General features: G+C 73.6%; 16 protein-coding genes. 11 read left to right on the top strand and 5 right to left on the bottom strand.

The genetic code is table 11. From position 1 onward, the window contains the following. Nucleotides 1-85 precede the first annotated feature (85 nt). The 10 genes from GD880_RS17345 (at nucleotide 86) to GD880_RS17300 (ending at nucleotide 10,382) form a co-directional block, all read left to right on the top strand. Nucleotides 86-580: an OsmC family protein gene (locus GD880_RS17345; protein WP_152232866.1), complete on the top strand. Its 495-nt coding sequence runs from the start codon at nucleotides 86-88 to the stop codon at nucleotides 578-580. 117 nt (nucleotides 581-697) lie between these two features. Next, nucleotides 698-2,992 (top strand): excinuclease ABC subunit UvrC, encoded by a 2,295-nt coding sequence (gene uvrC / locus GD880_RS17340; RefSeq protein WP_152232865.1) that lies wholly within the window; start codon nucleotides 698-700, stop codon nucleotides 2,990-2,992. Nucleotides 2,993-2,996: 4 nt separating this feature from the next. Continuing rightward, nucleotides 2,997-3,941, top strand: a complete 945-nt coding sequence (gene rapZ, locus GD880_RS17335) for an RNase adapter RapZ (RefSeq protein ID WP_152232864.1) — start codon at nucleotides 2,997-2,999, stop codon at nucleotides 3,939-3,941. A 47-nt stretch (nucleotides 3,942-3,988) separates the two neighbouring features. Beyond that, nucleotides 3,989-5,014, top strand: a complete 1,026-nt coding sequence (locus GD880_RS17330) for a gluconeogenesis factor YvcK family protein (protein WP_152232904.1) — start codon at nucleotides 3,989-3,991, stop codon at nucleotides 5,012-5,014. A gap of 17 nt (nucleotides 5,015-5,031) precedes the next feature. Continuing rightward, nucleotides 5,032-6,012, top strand: coding sequence for a DNA-binding protein WhiA (gene whiA, locus GD880_RS17325; protein WP_152232863.1), 981 nt, complete (start codon nucleotides 5,032-5,034; stop codon nucleotides 6,010-6,012). 422 nt (nucleotides 6,013-6,434) lie between these two features. Continuing rightward, nucleotides 6,435-7,442: a type I glyceraldehyde-3-phosphate dehydrogenase gene (gene gap, locus GD880_RS17320; protein WP_152232862.1), complete on the top strand. Its 1,008-nt coding sequence runs from the start codon at nucleotides 6,435-6,437 to the stop codon at nucleotides 7,440-7,442. Nucleotides 7,443-7,571: 129 nt separating this feature from the next. Beyond that, entirely contained in the window at nucleotides 7,572-8,762 is a 1,191-nt protein-coding gene (locus GD880_RS17315; RefSeq protein ID WP_152232861.1) for a phosphoglycerate kinase, read from the top strand. Continuing rightward, nucleotides 8,763-9,554 carry a triose-phosphate isomerase gene (tpiA, locus tag GD880_RS17310; RefSeq protein ID WP_152232860.1) on the top strand — a complete coding sequence of 264 codons (792 nt, stop codon included), beginning with the start codon at nucleotides 8,763-8,765 and terminating at the stop codon, nucleotides 9,552-9,554. Nucleotides 9,555-9,777: 223 nt separating this feature from the next. Continuing rightward, entirely contained in the window at nucleotides 9,778-10,023 is a 246-nt protein-coding gene (secG, locus tag GD880_RS17305) for a preprotein translocase subunit SecG (protein WP_152232859.1), read from the top strand. Nucleotides 10,024-10,034: 11 nt separating this feature from the next. Further along, nucleotides 10,035-10,382 (top strand): RNA polymerase-binding protein RbpA, encoded by a 348-nt coding sequence (locus tag GD880_RS17300; protein ID WP_152232858.1) that lies wholly within the window; start codon nucleotides 10,035-10,037, stop codon nucleotides 10,380-10,382. 79 nt (nucleotides 10,383-10,461) lie between these two features. Here the strand turns inward: GD880_RS17300 and GD880_RS17295 are convergent, their stop codons facing one another. The 5 genes from GD880_RS17295 to tkt all read right to left on the bottom strand — a co-directional run bounded on the left by GD880_RS17295 (nucleotide 10,462) and on the right by tkt (nucleotide 18,095). Next, complete coding sequence (locus GD880_RS17295; protein WP_152232857.1) at nucleotides 10,462-11,391, bottom strand: glucose-6-phosphate dehydrogenase assembly protein OpcA; 930 nt, start codon at nucleotides 11,389-11,391, stop codon at nucleotides 10,462-10,464. Nucleotides 11,392-11,467: 76 nt separating this feature from the next. Further along, the gene (zwf, locus tag GD880_RS17290) at nucleotides 11,468-13,015 is read right to left on the bottom strand and encodes a glucose-6-phosphate dehydrogenase (protein WP_152232856.1); all 1,548 of its coding nucleotides are present in this window, start codon (nucleotides 13,013-13,015) and stop codon (nucleotides 11,468-11,470) included. Beyond that, a complete protein-coding gene (locus GD880_RS17285) occupies nucleotides 13,012-14,697 on the bottom strand; it encodes a glucose-6-phosphate isomerase (protein WP_405002761.1) in 1,686 nt (561 codons plus the stop codon). Before GD880_RS17285 ends, zwf begins: the two co-directional genes overlap by 4 nt. Then, a complete protein-coding gene (gene tal / locus GD880_RS17280; RefSeq protein WP_152232855.1) occupies nucleotides 14,694-15,827 on the bottom strand; it encodes a transaldolase in 1,134 nt (377 codons plus the stop codon). Before tal ends, GD880_RS17285 begins: the two co-directional genes overlap by 4 nt. A gap of 54 nt (nucleotides 15,828-15,881) precedes the next feature. Then, on the bottom strand, nucleotides 15,882-18,095 hold the full coding sequence (gene tkt, locus GD880_RS17275; protein ID WP_152232854.1) for a transketolase: 2,214 nt from the start codon (nucleotides 18,093-18,095) through the stop codon (nucleotides 15,882-15,884). Between the two features lie 390 nt (nucleotides 18,096-18,485). Here tkt and GD880_RS17270 point away from each other — a divergent pair, with 390 nt between their 5' ends. Beyond that, the gene (locus GD880_RS17270; protein WP_226909788.1) at nucleotides 18,486-19,388 is read left to right on the top strand and encodes a heme o synthase; all 903 of its coding nucleotides are present in this window, start codon (nucleotides 18,486-18,488) and stop codon (nucleotides 19,386-19,388) included. The last annotated feature ends 37 nt before the right edge of the window (nucleotides 19,389-19,425 follow it).

Below are 19,425 nucleotides of genomic sequence, written 5' to 3'. Positions count from 1 at the left end.
CGACCGAGCGGCCGGGGGACCTGTCGCCGGTGCACGTGGGCCGGAAGGCCTCGCCGGGGCTGTGGTCCGCCGGTAGCGTGGCTCCATGGGAGCACTCCAGACGTACCACGTGACCGTCGACTGGACCGGCGCGGACGAGCGCGGCACCGCGAGCTACACCAGCTACTCGCGCGACCACGAGGTGCGGGTGGAGGGCAAGCCGACGCTGCTGGCCACCTCGGACCTCAAGGTGCGCACCGACGTCAGCCGCTACCGCGCCGAGGAGCTCTTCGTCGGCGCCATCTCCCAGGCGCAGATGCTCTGGTTCCTGCGCACCGCCGCCCGCCACGACGTCGTCGTGCTCGGCTACGCGGACAAGGCCACCGGCACCCAGCGGGTCGAGGCGGCGGGTTCCGGCCCGTTCGTCGAGGTGGTGCTGCGTCCGCGGGTGACCTACGCCGGGGAGGTCGGCGAGGAGCTGGCCGCCCGGCTGCACCACGAGGCCCGCGAGCACAACCACATCGCCCGCTCGGTCCACTTCCCGGTCCGCGTGGAGCCCACGGTGCCGGCCCGTCCGGCGCCGGTACCCGCCGTCGAGTGACGGCGCGGGGGGCGCCGGCCGGCAGGTGACGCCGCCGGGCGCGTCGGCCGGCAGGTGACGCCGCCAGGCCCGCTCGGCTCCCGGCGGTGTCGGTGCCCTGACGTAGGCTTGGCGATCATGGCCGACCCGTCCACCTATCGTCCACGGCCGGGTGAGGTGCCCGACTCCCCGGGCGTCTACCGCTTCCGCGACCCGTACGGGCGCGTGATCTACGTCGGCAAGGCGAAGAGCCTGCGCAACCGCCTGGCCAACTACTTCCAGGACCTCTCCGCGCTGCACCCGCGGACCCAGCAGATGGTCACCACCGCCGCGTCGGTGGAGTGGACCGTGGTGGGCACCGAGGTCGAGTCCCTCGCGCTCGAGTACGCCTGGATCAAGGAGTTCGACCCGCGGTTCAACGTCAAGTACCGCGACGACAAGTCCTACCCCTACCTCGCTGTGACGATGGGGGAGGAGGTGCCGCGGGTGCAGGTCATGCGCGGCGCCAAGCGCAAGGGCACCCGCTACTTCGGCCCCTACACCCACGCCTGGGCGATCCGCGAGACCGTCGACCTCCTGCTCCGGGTCTTCCCCGTGCGGACCTGCTCGGCGGGGGTCTACCGGCGCGCCGAGGCCTCCGGCCGGCCGTGCCTGCTGGGATACATCGACAAGTGCTCTGCGCCGTGCGTGGGGCGCATCTCCAAGGAGGACCACCGGGCGCTGGCCGAGGAGTTCTGCCGGTTCATGGAGGGCGAGACGGGCCCGCACCTGCGGCGGCTGGAGAACGAGATGCGCGAGGCCGCCGCGGCGATGGACTACGAGCGCGCCGCCCGGCTGCGCGACGACATCGGCGCGCTGCGCAAGGTGGTGGAGAAGAACGCCGTCGTGCTGCCCGACGGCACCGATGCCGACATCTTCGCCCTCGCCGCCGACGAGCTCGAGGCCAGCATCCAGGTCTTCCACGTGCGCGGCGGGCGCATCCGCGGCCAGCGGGGCTGGGTGGTCGAGCGGGTCGAGGAGCTCGACGACGCCGGACTGGTCGAGCACTTGCTCCAGCAGGTCTACGGCGACGCCGAGCGCGAACCCATCGCGCCCAGGGACCAGCAGTCCGTGGGCAAGGCCCGGGCCCGGGCCGTGGACGGACAGGCCACCAGCGTGGACGACCGGGCGCACACCCCCACCACGGCCGTGCCCCGGGAGATCCTCGTGCCGGTGCTGCCCACCGACGCCGCCGGCATGGAGGACTGGCTCACCGGCCTGCGCGGGGCGCGGGTGCGCATCCGGGTGCCCCAGCGCGGGGACAAGAAGGCCCTGGCCGACACGGTGCACACCAACGCCGAGCAGGCGCTCGCCCTGCACAAGGCCCGCCGTGCCGGCGACCTCACGTCGCGCTCGAAGTCGCTCACCGAGCTCCAGGAGGCGCTCGAGCTGGCCGAGCCGCCGCTGCGTATCGAGTGCTACGACATCTCGCACACCCAGGGCACCCACCAGGTGGGGTCCATGGTGGTCTTCGAGGACGGCCTGCCCAAGAAGTCCGAGTACCGCCATTTCGTGGTGCGCGGCGAGAACGGCGAGGGTGCCCGCGACGACACCGCCGCCATGGACGAGGTGCTCCGCCGCCGGTTCAAGCGCTACGTCGCCGAGCGAGAGGCCCTGGAGGCGGGCCCGGCCGCCGCGCGCGGCACCGACCCGGTCGCCGCCGCCCTGGAGGGCGACGACCCCGACCACGCCGGCCCCGACCTCGACGCGCTGGACGACGACGGCGTGCCGCTGCGCTCCGGCCCCGTCGACCCCGCCACCGGCCGGGCCCGCAAGTTCGCCTACCCGCCCAACCTCGTGGTGGTCGACGGCGGCCCGCCCCAGGTGGCCGCCGCGCAGCGGGTGCTCGACGACCTCGGCATCGACGACGTCGCCCTCGTGGGCCTGGCCAAGCGGCTGGAGGAGGTGTGGGTGCCCGGCGACGAGTTCCCCGTGGTGCTGCCGCGCACCAGCCCGGCGCTCTACCTGCTCCAGCACCTGCGCGACGAGTCCCACCGGTTCGCCATCACCCACCACCGGTCCCGGCGCGCCAAGGCCATGACCCGCTCGGTGCTCGACGGCGTCGCCGGCCTCGGTCCCACCCGCCAGGCCGCGCTGCTCAAGGCGTTCGGGTCGGTGAAGAACATCCGCGCGGCGAGCGTCGAGGAGATCGCGGCGGTCAAGGGCGTCGGCCCGCGCACCGCGCGCGCCGTCCTCGAGGCGCTCGGTGGGGCGGTGCCGGCGGAGGTCGCCTCGCCGTCGGCCGCCACCCCGGCGGGCGATGTCGCGCAGGCCGCGACCCCGGGGGACGGTGCCGCGTCGGCCGCGACCCGGGCGGAGGCCGCGTCGTCGGGCCCCGCCGCCGAGGAGCCGACGGACGTCACCGCGGGGCGCGACGCGCACCTGGCATCCTGAGGGCATGACTGCAGGCAGCGACCACCGGCCTCCCACGGTGCCCGAGGGCATCCCGCAGCTCGACGCCGAGGCCCGGCTGCCCGAGGCGGACCCGCCCGAGCTCCTCATCATCACCGGCATGTCCGGCGCGGGGCGCTCGCGCACCGCCGCGGCGCTGGAGGACCTGGACTGGTACGTCGTCGACAACCTCCCGCCGCGCATGCTCGCCGCCCTGGCCCGCATGATGACGCCCACCGGCGGCGGGGTGCACCGCCTGGCCGCCGTCGTGGACGTGCGCAGCCGGGAGTTCTTCACCGAGCTCGTCGCGGTGCTCGACGAGCTGCGCCTGCAGGGCACCGACTACCGCATCGTCTTCCTCGACGCCACCGACGACGAGCTGGTCCGGCGCTACGAGTCGGTGCGCCGCCCGCACCCGCTGCAGGGCGACGGCCGGCTCCTCGACGGCATCACCGCCGAGCGTCAGCTCCTCGCCCACCTGCGGCGCCGCGCCGACGTCCTCATCGACACCACCGACCTGTCCGTGCACGACCTCGCCCGCAAGGTCCGCGAGCTCGTCGCGGGGGAGAGCGAGCGGCCGCTGCGGCTGACGGTGGTCTCCTTCGGCTTCAAGTACGGCCTCCCGCTGGACGCCGACCACGTGGTGGACGTGCGCTTCCTCACCAACCCCTACTGGGTCAGCGAGCTGCGCCACCTCACCGGGCAGGACGAGGCGGTGCGGGACTACGTGCTCGGTCAGGACGGGGCCAGCGCCTTCGCCGACCGGTACGTCGAGGCCATCGCCCCGGTGCTCGACGGGTACATCAACGAGCTCAAGCCGTTCGTCACGATCGCCGTGGGCTGCACCGGCGGCAAGCACCGCTCGGTCGCGATGGCCGAGGCCATCGCCCAGCGCCTGCGCGAGCGCGGCCAGTCGGTGCGCACCCTGCACCGGGACCTGGGGCGCGAGTGACCGCCCGGCCCGGCGCCGCCACGCCCCCCGAGCCCGCGCTCGCCGCGATGCTCGGCAACCGGCCGCTGCCCGCGCCGCTGCGCCCGCGGCTGCAGCCGGGCGCCCGCGGCCCGGCCGTCGTCGCGCTGGGCGGCGGGCACGGCCTGGCGGCCACCCTCGGCGCGCTGCGGCACATCTCCGACAACCTCACCGCCGTCGTCACCGTCGCCGACGACGGCGGCTCCTCCGGCCGGCTGCGCCAGGAGCTCGGGGTGCTGCCGCCCGGGGACCTGCGCATGGCCCTGTCCGCCCTGTGCGACGACGGCGAGTGGGGCCTGACCTGGCGGGACGTGCTGCAGCACCGGTTCGACTCGGACGGGCCGCTGAACAACCACGCGGTCGGCAACCTCCTCATCGTGGCGCTGTGGGAGCTGCTCGGCGACGAGGTCGCCGGCCTGGACTGGGTGGGCCGGCTGCTCGGCGTGCGCGGGCGGGTGCTGCCCATGGCGGCGGTGCCGCTGGAGATCGAGGCGACCGTGGTGGACGCGGCCGGGCGGCACACGGTGCGCGGCCAGTCTCGGGTGGCGGTCACCGAGGGGCGCGTGGACCACGTCCAGCTGGTCCCGGCGGACCCGCCGGCGTGCCCCGAGGCGGTCGCCGCCGTGCGGGCGGCCGACTGGGTCGTGCTCGGCCCGGGCTCCTGGTACACCTCGGTCATCCCGCACCTCATGGTCCCCGAGCTGGCCGAGGCGCTGCACACCACCCCGGCCCGCCGCGCGCTCACCCTCAACCTCTCCCCGCAGACCGGGGAGACCGAGGGCATGACGGCCGCCGACCACGTGCGCACCCTGCGCGACCACGCCCCCGGCTTCCGGCTCGACGTCGTCGTCGCCGACCCCGCGGCGGTGGAGGACCTCGACGACCTCGCCGACGCCGCGGCCGGCGCCGGCGCCGAGCTGCTGCTGCGCCAGGTGGGCATCGGCGACGGCAGCGCCCGCCACGACTCCCTCCGCCTCGCGGCGGCCTTCCGGGACGCCTTTGAGGGTGTTCTTGGCGACGTGGGCCCGGGTCCGGACGGAACCACTGCCCGATGAGTGCGAAGATGACCGGCATGTCGTTGACCTCTGCCGTGAAGGACGAGCTCGCCCGGCTGCGGGTGGACAAGGTCTCCGCCCGCAAGGCGGAGGTGGCCGCCACCCTGCGGTTCGCCGGGGGCCTGCACATCATCTCCGGCCGCATCGTCGTCGAGGCCGAGCTGGACACCGGTATCGCAGCCCGCCGCCTGCGCCAGACCATGCAGGAGGTGTACGGCCACTCGAGCGACATCATCGTCGTCTCCGCCGGTGGCCTGCGCCGGGGCAACCGCTACGTGGTGCGCGTGGTGAAGGAGGGCGAGTCGCTGGCCCGGCAGACCGGGCTGCTGGACAACCGGGGCCGGCCGGTGCGCGGGCTGCCGCCCCAGGTGGTCTCGGCCGGCGTCGCGGAGGCGACGGCGGCCTGGCGCGGGGCGTTCCTGGCGCACGGGTCGCTGACGGAGCCGGGCCGGTCCAGCTCGCTGGAGGTGACCTGCCCCGGGCCCGAGGCCGCGCTGGCGCTGGTGGGCGCCGCGCGCCGGATGAACATCATCGCCAAGGCCCGCGAGGTGCGCGGCGTGGACCGGGTGGTCATCCGCGACGGCGACGCGATCTCGGCGATGCTCACCCGGATGGGGGCGCACGACGCCGTGCTCGTGTGGGAGGAGCGGCGCATGCGCCGGGAGGTGCGCGGCACCGCCAACCGGCTCGCCAACTTCGACGACGCCAACCTGCGCCGCTCGGCCCGCGCCGCGGTGGCCGCCGGCGCGCGCGTGGAGCGCGCCTTCGAGATCCTCGGCGAGGACATCCCCGAGCATCTCGTCCAGGCCGGCCGGCTGCGCCTGGAGCACAAGCAGGCGAGCCTGGAGGAGCTCGGGCAGCTATCCAGCCCGCCGCTGACCAAGGACGCCGTCGCCGGCCGCATCCGGCGGCTCCTGGCCATGGCGGACAAGCGGGCGCACGAGCAGGGCATCCCGGACACCGAGGCCACGCTCACCCCGGACATGCTCGACCTCTGAGCCGCAGCGCCCTTCGGGCCGCAGCCAGCAGGTCATCCTGGCCGCAGCCAGCAGGTCATTCCGGTCGCAGCCGGCAGGTCATCCCGGTCGCAGCCGGCAGGTCATTCCGGTCGCAGCCGGCAGGTCATTCCGGTCGCAGCCGGCGTGGCGTGCGGGTCGCGACCGGACGGGCGACCGGTGCGCCGTCGTCGACCCCCCCGGCCGGCCGTGAGCGAGCACCGCCGGCGCACTGTGAGCCGCCTCACCGGGCCCGCCGGACCATGGTCCCCGCGAGGTTTCGCCCCGGAATGGCTAGACTCGAACCGCTGGCAAGGGAACATTCCGGGCGCCCCGCGCGCGGGTCTTCCGCCAGGAGCACCCACTAGCGGTGCTGACGAATTCGCGACGATGCGTGCGCCACCGGCGCACACCAGGAGGACATAGTGACCATCCGCGTCGGCATCAACGGCTTCGGCCGCATCGGCCGTAACTTCACCCGCGCCGTGCTGGCCTCGGGCGCCGACATCGAGATCGTCGGTGTCAACGACCTCACCGACAACAAGACCCTGGCGCACCTGCTCAAGTACGACTCGATCCTCGGCGTCCTGCCGCAGGAGGTCTCGTACTCCGAGGACAGCATCACCGTCGGCCGCATGACCTTCAAGGCCCTCGAGGAGCGCGACCCGGCCAACCTGCCGTGGGGCGAGCTCGGCGCCGACATCGTCATCGAGTCGACCGGCCGGTTCACCGACGCGACGAAGGCCAAGGCGCACATCGACGCCGGCGCCAAGAAGGTCATCATCTCCGCGCCCGGCAAGAACGAGGACGCCACCTTCGTCGTGGGCGTCAACCACACGGACTACGACCCGGCGAACCACAACATCGTGTCCAACGCCTCCTGCACCACCAACTGCCTGGCCCCGATGGCCAAGGTGCTGCACGAGGAGTTCGGCATCGTCCGCGGCCTGATGACCACGGTCCACGCCTACACGGCCGACCAGAACCTGCAGGACGGCCCGCACAAGGACCTGCGCCGCGCCCGCGCCGCCGCGATCAACATCGTCCCCACCTCCACCGGTGCCGCCAAGGCCGTCTCCCTCGTGCTGCCCGACCTCAAGGGCAAGCTCGACGGCTACGCCCTGCGCGTGCCGGTGCCGACGGGCTCGGCCACCGACCTGACCTTCGAGGCGGAGAAGGAGGTCTCCGTCGAGGCCGTCAACGCCGCCATCAAGAAGGCGTCGGAGAGCGAGGAGCTCGCCGGCATCCTCGGCTACACCGAGGACCCGATCGTCTCCTCCGACATCATGGGCGACCCGCGCCCGTCGATCTTCGACGCCGGCCTGACCAAGGTCATCGGCAACCAGGTCAAGGTCGTCTCCTGGTACGACAACGAGTGGGGCTACTCCAACAGCCTCGTCAGGCTCGCGGCCTACATGGGCGAGCGTCTCTGACCCTCGGCCCCAGGCCACAGCAGCAGTGACGGACGTCCGCGTGCGCAGCTCCCGCTCGCGCACGCGGACGTCCGCGCGTCCGGGGCCCTCGCGCCCCGGGCGCTCCGCCGACGACGTAAGGAGAAGCTCGTGAAGACCATCGAGGACCTCGGCGACCTGCGCGGCAAGCGCGTGCTCGTCCGCTCCGACTTCAACGTCCCCCTGGACGGGACCACCATCACCGACGACGGCCGCATCCGCGCCGCGCTGCCCACCATCGAGGCGCTGGTCGCCCAGGGCGCGAAGGTCGTCCTCACCGCCCACCTGGGTCGTCCCAAGGGCGCCCCGGACCCGAAGTATTCCCTCGCCCCGGTCGCCGCGCGCCTGGGCGAGCTGCTGGGCAAGGACGTCACCCTGGCCAAGGACACCGTCGGCGAGGACGCCCGGCGCGTCGTCGACGGCCTCGGCGAGGGCGACGTGGCCCTGCTGGAGAACATCCGCTTCGACGCCCGGGAGACCTCCAAGGACGACGCCGAGCGCGAGTCCCTCGCCGCCGACCTCGCCGCGCTGGCCGACGCCTACGTCTCCGACGGCTTCGGCGTGGTGCACCGCAAGCAGGCCAGCGTCTACGACGTCGCCAAGAAGCTCCCGCACGCGGCCGGCAAGCTCGTCTTCACGGAGATCGCGTCCCTGTCCCGGGCGACCGAGAACCCCGAGCGGCCCTACGTCGTCGTCCTCGGCGGGTCGAAGGTCTCCGACAAGCTCGGGGTCATCGCCAACCTGCTCGGCAAGGCCGACCGGCTGCTCATCGGCGGCGGCATGGTCTTCACGTTCCTGGCCGCCAAGGGCTACGGCGTGGGCACCTCCCTGCTCGAGCGGGACCAGGTCGAGACCGTCAAGGGCTACCTGACCCAGGCGGAGGCGAACGGCGTGGAGATCGTCCTGCCCACCGACATCGTCGTCGCGCCGGAGTTCAAGGCCGACGCCCCGTCCGCCGTCGCGGCGGCCGACGCCATCCCCGACAACCAGATGGGCCTGGACATCGGGCCCGAGTCGGCCCAGGCGTTCGCGGCGAAGATCGCCGACGCCAAGACCGTCGTGTGGAACGGCCCGATGGGCGTCTTCGAGTTCCCCGCCTTCGCCGCGGGCACCAAGGCCGTGGCGCAGGCGATGAGCGACGCCGCCGGCTTCACCATCGTCGGCGGCGGCGACTCGGCCGCGGCCGTGCGCACGCTGGGCTTCGACGAGTCCACCTTCTCCCACATCTCCACGGGCGGCGGGGCCTCCCTGGAGTTCCTGGAGGGCAAGACCCTCCCCGGTATCGCCGTCCTGGAGGACTGAATGGCCACCACCCGCACCCCGCTGATGGCGGGGAACTGGAAGATGAACCTCGACCACCACGAGGCCATCGGCCTCGTGCAGAAGCTCGCCTGGACGCTCACCGACGCCCGGCACGACTTCGCCGCCGTCGAGACCGTCGTGCTGCCGCCGTTCACCGACCTGCGCTCGGTGCAGACCCTGGTCGACGGCGACAAGCTCGAGGTGCGCTACGGCGCCCAGGACGTCTCCGCGCACGAGTCGGGCGCGTACACCGGCGAGGTGTCCGCGACGATGCTGGCCAAGCTCGGCTGCAGCTACGTCGTCGTCGGCCACTCCGAGCGGCGCCAGTACCACGGCGAGGACGACGCGCTGGTCGGCGCGAAGGCCAAGGCGGCGCTGGGCAAGGGCATCACCCCCATCATCTGCGTGGGGGAGGGGCTCGAGGTCCGCAAGGCCGGCGAGCAGGTCGCCCACACCCTCGCCCAGGTCGACGGCGCCTACGCCGGCCTCGACGCCGAGCAGGCCGCCACGACGGTCATCGCCTACGAGCCGGTGTGGGCCATCGGCACCGGCGAGGTCGCCACCCCCGAGGACGCCCAGGAGGTGTGCGGCGCGATCCGCGGGCGGCTCGCCGAGCTGTACTCCGCCGACGTCGCCGACGCCGTCCGGGTGCTCTACGGCGGGTCGGTGAAGTCGTCCAACGTCGCCTCGATCATGGCGAAGGACGACGTCGACGGCGCCCTGGTGGGCGGCGCGAGCCTGAAGGCCGAGGAGTTCGCCGCGATCGTGCGGTACCGCGACCACCAGGCGTAGGCCGCCGCACCGGGCCGGGGCGGGCCGGGTGTCCGCGCGACACCCGGCCCGACCCGGCCGACGTCGTCGCCCCGGGGGGCGCGGCGGGCCGGCGGGCGCGGCGGCCCGGAAGATGCCAGGTGACCGGAGCCCGGTTGCCCCTTACCGACACGCAGATCGCTTATCCTGAGTGCGGCGCCCGGTGCGCCGACGAGAACTGACGACGACGAACGGACTATGCCCCGTGGATGTACTGCGGATCATCCTGCAGGTGCTGCTGGTGCTGACCAGCTTCTTCCTGATCCTGACCATCCTCATGCACAAGGGCAAGGGCGGCGGCGTCTCCGACATGTTCGGGGGCGGGTTCTCGAGCAGCGTCGGGTCCTCCGGTGTGGCCGAGCGCAACCTCAACCGGCTCACGATCGGCATCTCGCTGATCTGGGTTACGTGCATCGTGCTCATCGGGCTCATCCAGAAGTTCGCGCTGTAAAGGAGACTGACGTGGCAGGTGGTAGTGCGATCCGCGGCTCACGCGTCGGCGCTGGGCCCATGGGCGAGTCCGAGCGCGGCGAGGCCGCGCCGCGGGTGTGGGTCTCGTACTGGTGCTCCCAGGGGCACGAGGTGCGGCCCAGCTTCGCCAAGGAGCCCGACATCGTGATCCCGGAGACCTGGGACTGCCCCCGCTGCGGGCTGCCGGCCGGGCAGGACAAGGAGAACCCGCCGGTGCCGCCGAAGAACGAGCCGTACAAGACCCACCTCGCCTACGTCAAGGAGCGCCGCTCCGACGAGGACGGCGCCCAGCTCCTCGAGGAGGCCCTCGCCGCGCTGCGCGAGCGCCGGGGCGGCTGACGGGCGTCCCCGCGACGGGACGACAGAGGGCGGGCGACGCATTCGTGCGTCGCCCGCCCTTCGTCGTGCGTGCCCCTTCTCAGGCGAGCTCGACCAGCGGCAGCCCCCGGGTGAGGACGTCGCCGTAGGTGGGGTCCGGGTCGAGCCGGCGCAGCTCCTCGATGAGGCAGTTCTCGATGTCCCGCTGGGGCAGGTTCACCCGCTGGTCGGGGCGGCCCGGCCGGCTGAGCACGGCCACCGTGGAGCCGTTCGCGCGGGTCAGGCTCACCGGCCCGGACTCGCGCTGCAGCACGACGCCGCTGATGGCGTCGTCGCCGTCCACCCCCTCCATGGTCACCGGCACCTGCAGCCGCTCGGCCAGCCAGCCCGCGAGCAGGGCGATGGAGGGGTGGTACGGGGAGCCGGTCACGGTCGCCGCCGTCACCGCCTCCATGGGCGGCTCGTCCAGCGCCGCCGCGAGCACGCTGCGCCACATGGTGAGCCCGGCCCAGGACAGGTCGGTGTCGCCGGGGGCGTACTGCTCGCGCAGCTCGGCCATGACCAGGCCGGGGTCCGGGCAGTGCATGGAGTTGGTGATGCGCCGCTGCGCCATCCGCCCGATCGGGTGCTGCGAGGGCGCCGCCGGGGGTGTGTTCACCCACCAGGCGACGATCGGGGCGTCGGGCAGCAGCAGCGGCATGATCAGCGTGTCGGGCCGGGTGCCGGCGCCGCCGTACGGGCGCAGCACCACGACCTCGGAGGCGCCCGCGTCGCGCCCGACCCGGATCTCCGCGTCCAGCCCGGCGCGCCCCTGGGCGTCGCCGTCGGGCAGCACGACGAGCACCCGGGAGGGGTGCTCGTGCGAGGCGACGTTGGACGAGCGGATGCCGGCCTCGGCGGACGCCTCGTCCTCGGCGAGGATCACGAGGGTCAGCACGCGGCCCAGGGCGACGGCGCCGCCCTCCTCGCGCAGCGAGACGAGCCGGTTACCGACGGCGGCGGAGGTGGTGTCGTTCAGGGTGACGATCATCGGCGGACCTTCCCAGTGAGGGGCGACGGCGCGGCGGGCGGCGTCGGGAGCACGGACGGCACGGGGGCGGGGCGGGTCACGGCCGCCGCCAGGTGCGGCCGTCGATCGCGAGCATGTCGTCGCCGCCCGCGGGGCCCCACGAGCCGGGCGCGTACGGCTCCGGCTGCCCGCTGCGCGACCAGTGGTCGATGATCGGGTCGAGGATCTGCCAGGAGAGCTCGACCTCCTTCTGGCGCGGGAACAGCGGCGGGTCGCCGAGCAGCACGTCGAGGATGAGCCGCTCGTAGGCCTCGGGGGAGTTCTCGGTGAAGGCGTGGCCGTACCCGAAGTCCATCGTGACGTCCCGGACCTCCATGGCGGTGCCCGGCACCTTCGAGCCGAACCGGATCGTCACGCCCTCGTCCGGCTGGACCCGGATCACCAGGGCGTTCTGCCCGAGCTCCTGGGTGGCGGTGCTGTCGAAGGGCAGGTGCGGCGCCCGCTTGAAGACGACGGCGATCTCCGTCACCCGCCGGCCCAGCCGCTTGCCGGCCCGCAGGTAGAACGGCACCCCGGCCCAGCGGCGGGTGTCGACGTCGAGGCGCATGGCGGCGTAGGTCTCGGTGATCGAGGTCGGCGGGATGCCGTCCTCGTCGAGGTAGCCGCGCACCTGCACCCCGCCCTGCCACCCGGCGGCGTACTGGCCCCGCGCGGTGTGCAGGGACAGATCCTCGGGGAGCTTGACGGCGGAGAGCACCTTCTCCTTCTCGGCGCGCAGCGCCTCGGGGCCGAAGGAGACCGGCTCCTCCATGGCGGTCAGCGCGAGCAGCTGGAGCAGGTGGTTCTGGATGACGTCGCGGGCGGCGCCGATCCCGTCGTAGTACCCGGCCCGGGTGCCGATGCCGATGTCCTCGGCCATGGTGATCTGGACGTGGTCGACGTAGTGGGCGTTCCACACCGGCTCGAACATCTGGTTGGCGAAGCGCAGCGCCAGGATGTTCTGGACGGTCTCCTTGCCGAGGTAGTGGTCGATCCGGAAGACGGAGTCGGGCGGGAACACCTCCGAGACCACCTTGTCCAGGTCCTGCGCGGAGGCCAGGTCGTGCCCGAACGGCTTCTCGATGACCACCCGGCGCCACCCGGTCGCGTCGCGGCCGGACAGGCCCGAGCGGGCCAGCTGGCGCAGCACCACCGGGAAGGAGTCCGGCGGCACGGACAGGTAGAAGGCGTGGTTGCCGCCGGTGCCGCGCTCGGTGTCGAGCTCGTGGACGGTCTGGGCGAGCCGGTCGAACGCGGCGTCGTCGTCGAACTCGCCCTGGACGAACCGGAACCCGGACGCCAGCTGGTTCCAGGTGCGCTCGTTGAACGGGGTGCGGGAGTGCTCGCTGACGGCGTCGTGGACCACCTGGGCGAAGTCGTCCGTGCTCCAGTGCCGGCGGCCGAAGCCGGTCAGCGCGAACGACGGCGGCAGCAGCCCGCGGTTGGCCAGGTCGTAGATCGCCGGCATGAGCTTGCGGCGGGCCAGGTCGCCGGTGATCCCGAAGATCACCAGGCCGGACGGGCCGGCGATGCGGGGCAGCCGGCGGTCGCGCGGGTCGCGCAGCGGGTTGCCGACGGCGGGGGTGGTGGTGCGGATGGTGGTCATGCTGCAGGCCCTTCCAGGACGCCCGCCAGCCAGGCGAGCGCGTCAGCGTTGGTCACGTGCAGGCGCAGCACGGGGCGCCCGCGCTCGGTGAGCACGGCGGCGTCGCCCGCGGCCTGGGCGGAGATGAGGGTGGCGAAGTCGAAGTCGCGGCCGGGGATCTGCACCTGGTGCCGGGCGGTCCCGGTCAGCTGCAGGAAGGCGCCGACCGCCGGGCCGCCCTTGTGCAGCTGCCCGGTGGAGTGCAGGAACCGCGGGCCCCAGCCGAAGGTGACCGGCCGGCGGGTGCGGGCGGCGAGGGCGGCGCGCACCCCGGCGAGGGTGTCACCGGCCCGGCCCTCCCGGTCGAGGTAGGCCATGACGGCGAGGTAGCCGTCCGGGCCGAGCCGGCCCAGGAGGTTCCCGACCGCCTCGGCCACCGTGGTGGCGCCGGCCAGCAGGTCCGCGGGGCCGCGGACCTCCACGCCGGAGTCGGTGAACGCCGGCGGCTCGGGCGCCGGGGTCTGCTCGAGCAGGCCGCGGGCGGCCGCCTTGGCGGACTCGACGTCGGGCTGGTCGAAGGGGTCGATGCCGAGCAGGCGCCCGGCCACGGCCACCGCGTGCTCCCACAGCAGCAGGGTGCCGCCGAGCGTGCCGCCGACGGTGACCTCGGTGCGCGCGGCGCCCGCGGCGTCCTCCCCGCCCTCGTCCGTCTCGTCGGTCAGCGGGACGAGCACCACGGGCAGCACGTCCGCGGCGGGCGCGGCGAGCTCGGGGGCGTCGGCGCCGACGACGACCGGCAGCAGGCCGGTGCCGTCCTTGCCGGTCGACTCCGCGAGCAGCTGCTCGGCCCAGTCCCCGAGGTGGAACAGTCCCGAGCCGGCGTCACGGATGACGACCTTGCCGCGCAGCGGGGCGGTGCCGCCCAGGGCCGCGCCGAGGACGAGCGCGGGGTTGGCGTCGGAGTCCTCGGCGAAGAACGGGGCGACGGCGGCGGCGTCGTCGAGCACCTGCTCGACGTCGACCCCGGCCAGCGCCGCGGGCACCAGCCCGAACGCGGTCAGCGCCGAGAACCGGCCGCCCACGTGCGGGTCGGCGGTGAAGACGGCGCGGTAGCCGGCGGCGGTCGCCGCCGCCTCGAGCGGGGAGCCCGGGTCGGTGACGACGACGACGTGGCGGGCCGCGTCCAGCCCGGCGGCGGTGAACGCCGCCTCGATGGTGCGGCGCTGGGAGTCGGTCTCCACCGTCGTCCCCGACTTCGAGGAGACCACGAGCACGGTGGCGCGCAGGTCGCCCTCCAGGGCGCGGTGGACCTGGTCGGGGTCGGTGGAGTCGAGCACCGTCAGCTGGGCGCCGGCGGTGCCGGCGAGCACCTCCGGCGCCAGGGAGGACCCGCCCATCCCGGCCAGGACCACCCGGTCGATCCCCTCGGCGGCCAGCTCGGCCCGCAGGGCGGCCAGCCGCGCGAGCAGCGGCCGGGAGGTCTCGTGCAGGCCCGTCCAGGCCAGGCGGACCCGCGCCTCGGCCTCGGCGGCCGGACCCCACAGGGTGGGGTCCTGGGCGGCGAGCCGGCTCGCGACCCGCTCGGCCACCAGGCCCGGCACGTGCGCCGCGACGGCGTGGGCGGCGTCGCCGGTGGCGGTGACCTCGATGAGGGCACCGCCGTCCGGCCCCGCCCACGCCACCGTGGCGGCGGGGGCGCTCACTTCGCGACCGCCTGCCCCGCACGGTCGAGGGCGGCGGTGACGGTGTCGAGGAGCTCGGCCCAGCTCTTCTCGAACTTCTCGACGCCCTCGGCCTCCAGCACGTCGGTGACGTCGGTGTAGGAGACCCCGAGCCGCTCGAGCTCGTCGAGCACGCCGCGGGCGTCGTCGTAGGTGCCGTGGACGGTGTCGCCGCGCAGGTTCGCGTGGTCGGCGGCCGCCTTCATGGTCTTCTCCGGCATGGTGTTGACGACGCCGTCGACCACGAGCTCGTCGACGTACATCGTGTCCGCGTAGGCCGGGTCCTTCACGCCGGTGGAGGCCCACAGCGGGCGCTGCGGGTGCGCGCCGGCCGCGGCCAGCTCCTCCCAGCGCGGGGTGGAGAAGATCTCCTCGAAGGCCTCGAAGGCGAGGCGGGCGTTGGCGACGCCGGCCTTGCCCTTGAGGGCCGCGGCCTCCTCGGTGCCGATGGCGTCGAGGCGCTTGTCGATCTCGGTGTCCACCCGGGAGACGAAGAAGGACGCCACCGAGCGGACGGTGCTCAGGTCGATGCCGGCGCGCTGGGCCTGCTCGAGGCCGTCGAGGTAGGCGTTGGCGACGGCGCGGTAGCGGTCCAGGGAGAAGATCAGCGTGACGTTGACGCTGATGCCCTCGCTGATGGCCTTGGTGATGGCGGGCAGCCCCTCGAGGGTCGCCGGGATCTTCACCATGGTGTTGGGCCGGTCGACCGTGTGCCACAGCAGGCGGGCCTGCTCGATGGTGGCGTCGGTCTGCTTGGCCAGGCGCGGGTCGACCTCGATCGACACCCGCCCGTCCTGCCCGTCGGTGGCGCGGTAGACGTCGGCGAACAGGTCGGCGGCGGAGCGGACGTCGTCGGTGGTGATGGTGAGCACCGCGTCGTCCAGGCTGGTGCCGGCGGCCGCGAGGGTGGCCACCTGCTCGTCGTAGTCGTGGGCCTTGGCCAGGGCGCCGGCGAAGATCGTCGGGTTGGTGGTCACGCCCACCACGTGCTTGGTCCGGATGAGGTCGGCGAGGCCGCCGTCGTTGAGCCGGCCGCGGGAGAGGTCGTCGAGCCAGATGGAAACGCCCTGGCTGCTCAGCTCGCCCAGTCGGTCAGTCGTGCTCTCGGTCATGTTGTGTGCTCCAGACTCCGTGATGGTGAGGTGTGGTGGGCGTGACCGCCGCGGTCACTTGGGCAGGTCGCCCGTGCCTGCCGTGGTGGGGGTGGTCGTGCCGGACGGCGCGGCGTCGCCCTTGGCGGCCGCGATGGACTCCTTCGCGGCGGCGGCGACGGCGTCGGCGGTGATCCCGAACTTCTCGTAGATCACCTTGTAGTCGGCCGAGGCGCCGTAGTGCTCGAGGGAGACCGAGCGGCCGGCGTCGCCGACCAGGTGGCGCCAGCTCATGGCGATGCCGGCCTCGACGGAGACGCGGGCGCGCACCGCCGCGGGCAGCACCTCCTCGCGGTAGGCGGCGTCCTGCTCGGCGAACCACTCCTGGCTGGGCACGGACACCACGCGGGCGTGGATGCCCTCGGCGGCGAGCTGCTCGCGGGCCGCCAGGGCCAGCTGCACCTCCGAGCCGGTGCCCATGAGGATGACGTCGGGGGTGCCGCCCTCGGCCTCGGCGAGGACGTAGGCCCCGCGCAGCGTGCCCTCGGCGCTGGCCAGGGTCTCGGCGGTGGCCGCGCCCTCGCCGCGCTCGGGGTTGGGCACGTCCTGGCGGGTCAGGACGATGCCGGCCGGGCGGTCGGTGCGCTCGAGGATGCCGCGCCAGGCCCAGGCGACCTCGGCGGCGTCGGCCGGGCGGACGACGTCGAGGCCGGGGATGGCGCGCAGGGCGGAGAGGTGCTCGACCGGCTGGTGGGTCGGGCCGTCCTCGCCCAGGCCGATGGAGTCGTGCGTCCACACGAACGTCGACGGGATGCCCATGAGGGCGGCCAGACGCACCGCGGGGCGCATGTAGTCGGAGAAGGTGAGGAACGTCCCACCGTAGGGGCGGGTCAGCCCGTGCAGCACGATGCCGTTGAGGATCGACCCCATGGCGTGCTCGCGGACGCCGAAGTGCAGCGTGCGGCCGTAGGGGTTGCCCGGGAACATCTTGGTGGCGCGGTCCTCGGGCAGGAAGGACGGCTCGCCCTTCATCGTGGTGTTGTTCGAGCCGGCCAGGTCGGCGGAGCCGCCCCACAGCTCGGGCAGGGTGCCGGCCAGGGCGGAGAGGACCTCGCCGGAGGCCTTGCGGGTGCTCACGGCCTTGCCCGCCTCGAAGGCGGGCAGGTCGGCCTCCCAGCCCTCGGGCAGGGTGTGGGCCTGGAGACGGTCGAGCAGCGCTGCGGTGTCGGGGTGCTGCTCGCGCCAGGCGGCGTAGGCGGCGTCCCAGGGCTCGTGGGCGGCCGCGGCGCGGGCGGTGGCGTTGCCCCTGGTATGGGCGATGACGTCGTCGGCGACCTCGAAGGACTTCTCGGGGTCGAAGCCGAGGACCTTCTTGACGGCCGCGACCTCGTCGGCGCCGAGCGCCGAGCCGTGAACGGCGCCGGTGTTCTGCTTGGTCGGGGCGGGCCAGCCGATGATGGTGCGCAGCGCGATGATGGACGGGCGGCCGGTCTCCGCCTTGGCGGCCTGGATGGCGTTCCAGAGCGCCGGGACGTCCTCGGCGTACTCGGTGCCGCCGTGGGTCCAGTCCACGCGCTGGGTGTGCCAGCCGTACGCGGCGTAGCGGCCGAGCACGTCCTCGGTGAAGGCGACGTTGGTGTCGTCCTCGATCGAGATGTGGTTGTCGTCATAGATGACGACGAGGTTGCCCAGCCGCTGGGTGCCGGCGAGGGAGGACGCCTCGCCGCTCACGCCCTCCTCGAGGTCGCCGTCGGAGGCGATGACGAAGATGTGGTGGTCGAACGGGCTGGTGCCGGGGGCGGCGTCGGGGTCGAGCAGGCCCCGCTCGCGGCGGGCGGCCATGGCCATGCCGACGGAGGAGGCGATGCCCTGGCCCAGCGGGCCGGTGGTGATCTCCACGCCGGTGGTGTGGCGGTACTCCGGGTGACCGGGGGTCTTCGAGCCCCAGGTGCGCAGCGCCTGCAGGTCCTCCAGCTCCAGGCCGATCCCGGCGAGGTAGAGCTGGATGTACTGGGTGAGGGAGGAGTGGCCGGCGGAGAGGACGAAGCGGTCACGACCGAGCCAGTGCTCGTCCGCGGGGTCCAGCCGCATGACCTTCTGGTACAGCAGGTAGGCGGCGGGCGCGAGCGACATCGCGGTGCCGGGGTGGCCGTTGCCGACCGTCTGGACCGCGTCGGCGGCGAGCACCCGGACGGTGTCGACCGCGCGCTGGTCGAGGTCCGACCACTCCAGGTCGGTGCTCTGGTCGGTGGCGGCTGGCGTTGCGTTCACAAATCCTCGATTCCTCATCCGGACGTCGGGTCCGGGGCTCGGCCTGTGAGGGCGCCCGCGGGAGCACCCGTGGCGCCGATGTCTGTACGTTTGCGACCCTACCGGCGCGGCGTGGGGGTGGAACGCCGACCCCAGGTGTTGCGCCGCTCACGGCCCGTTCGCGAACGGTCCGCGGGGCGGCACGAGCGCCGCCGGGGGGCCACGTACGATGGAAGCACCAGGGGCGGAGCAATATTCCGCCCTCGTCGCGCCCGGACCGGGCAGATGGGAAGCAGGGATCGCGTGCACAGTGCCCAGCCAGCCGCCGAGCGGCCCGCCCGTGTGGCGGACGCCGAGGGTGCGCCCCAGGGTGCCGACGTCGCGGCGGGCGCACCACCCGTCGCCGGTTCTCCGGCTTCCGCCGGCCCGCTGCACCCGCAGGCCCGGCCGGCCCGGGCGAAGTTCTGGGCCTACCTGGCGCTGACCAAGCCCCGGATCATCGAGCTGCTGCTCATCACCACCGTCCCGACGATGATCGTCGCCGCGGGCGGCTGGCCGGGCACCTGGCTGACGCTGCTGACCCTGGTGGGCGGCGCGTTCGCCGCGGGGTCGGCCAACGCGTTCAACATGTACATCGACCGGGACATCGACCGGCTGATGAACCGCACCAAGCAGCGGCCGCTGGTGACCGGCGAGCTCACCGACCGGCAGGGCGTGGTGTTTGCCACAGTCCTCGGGGTGGTGTCCATCGCCTGGTTCGCGGTGCTCGTCAACGCCGTCGCCGCCGGGCTCACGCTGGCCGCGATCCTGCTCTACGTGGTCTTCTACACGCTCGTCCTCAAGCGGCGGACGGCGCAGAACATCGTCTGGGGCGGCGCGGCCGGGTGCATGCCGGTGCTCATCGGCTGGTCCGCGGTGACCGGGTCGCTGGACTGGGCGGCCCTGATCCTCTTCCTCGTCATCTTCTTCTGGACGCCGCCGCACTACTGGCCGCTGTCGATGAAGTTCAAGAAGGACTACGCCCGCGCCGGGGTGCCCATGCTCCCCGTGGTGGCCGACGACGTCCGGGTGGCCCGGCACATCCTGGCCTACGCCGTCGCCATGGTGGCCGCCACCCTGGCGCTGGTGCCCGTGGCCGGGATGGGCTGGGTCTACACCGCCGCCGCGGGGGTCGCCGCGGCGTGGTTCCTGGGCATCTGCGTGCGGCTCTATCGCCGGGCGCTGCACCCGGAGCGGGGCAAGCTCGCCGCCATGAAGGTCTTCCACGGGTCGATCACGTACCTCACGATCGTCTTCGTCGCCGTGGCCGTTGATCCCATGCTGCCGTACTAGGCCCTGGTTGGCGTGCGGTGAGGGCGGGCGTGAGGAC

The organism is Georgenia ruanii (assembly GCF_009193175.1).
Classification (GTDB): domain Bacteria; phylum Actinomycetota; class Actinomycetes; order Actinomycetales; family Actinomycetaceae; genus Georgenia; species Georgenia ruanii.
Note: the sequence above shows the minus strand (reverse complement) of the source record. Positions and strands in the feature narration are given on the sequence as shown.

Coding starts and splice junctions, on each gene's coding strand:
- uvrC (WP_152232865.1), top strand. CDS start 698: ATGGCCGACCCGTCCACCTATCGTCCACGGCCGGGTGAGGTGCCCGAC.
- GD880_RS17345 (WP_152232866.1), top strand. CDS start 86: ATGGGAGCACTCCAGACGTACCACGTGACCGTCGACTGGACCGGCGCG.
- GD880_RS17295 (WP_152232857.1), bottom strand. CDS start 11,391: ATGATCGTCACCCTGAACGACACCACCTCCGCCGCCGTCGGTAACCGG.
- zwf (WP_152232856.1), bottom strand. CDS start 13,015: ATGACCACCATCCGCACCACCACCCCCGCCGTCGGCAACCCGCTGCGC.
- tal (WP_152232855.1), bottom strand. CDS start 15,827: ATGACCGAGAGCACGACTGACCGACTGGGCGAGCTGAGCAGCCAGGGC.
- tkt (WP_152232854.1), bottom strand. CDS start 18,095: ATGAGGAATCGAGGATTTGTGAACGCAACGCCAGCCGCCACCGACCAG.
- tpiA (WP_152232860.1), top strand. CDS start 8,763: ATGGCCACCACCCGCACCCCGCTGATGGCGGGGAACTGGAAGATGAAC.
- rapZ (WP_152232864.1), top strand. CDS start 2,997: ATGACTGCAGGCAGCGACCACCGGCCTCCCACGGTGCCCGAGGGCATC.
- whiA (WP_152232863.1), top strand. CDS start 5,032: ATGTCGTTGACCTCTGCCGTGAAGGACGAGCTCGCCCGGCTGCGGGTG.
- GD880_RS17330 (WP_152232904.1), top strand. CDS start 3,989: ATGCTCGGCAACCGGCCGCTGCCCGCGCCGCTGCGCCCGCGGCTGCAG.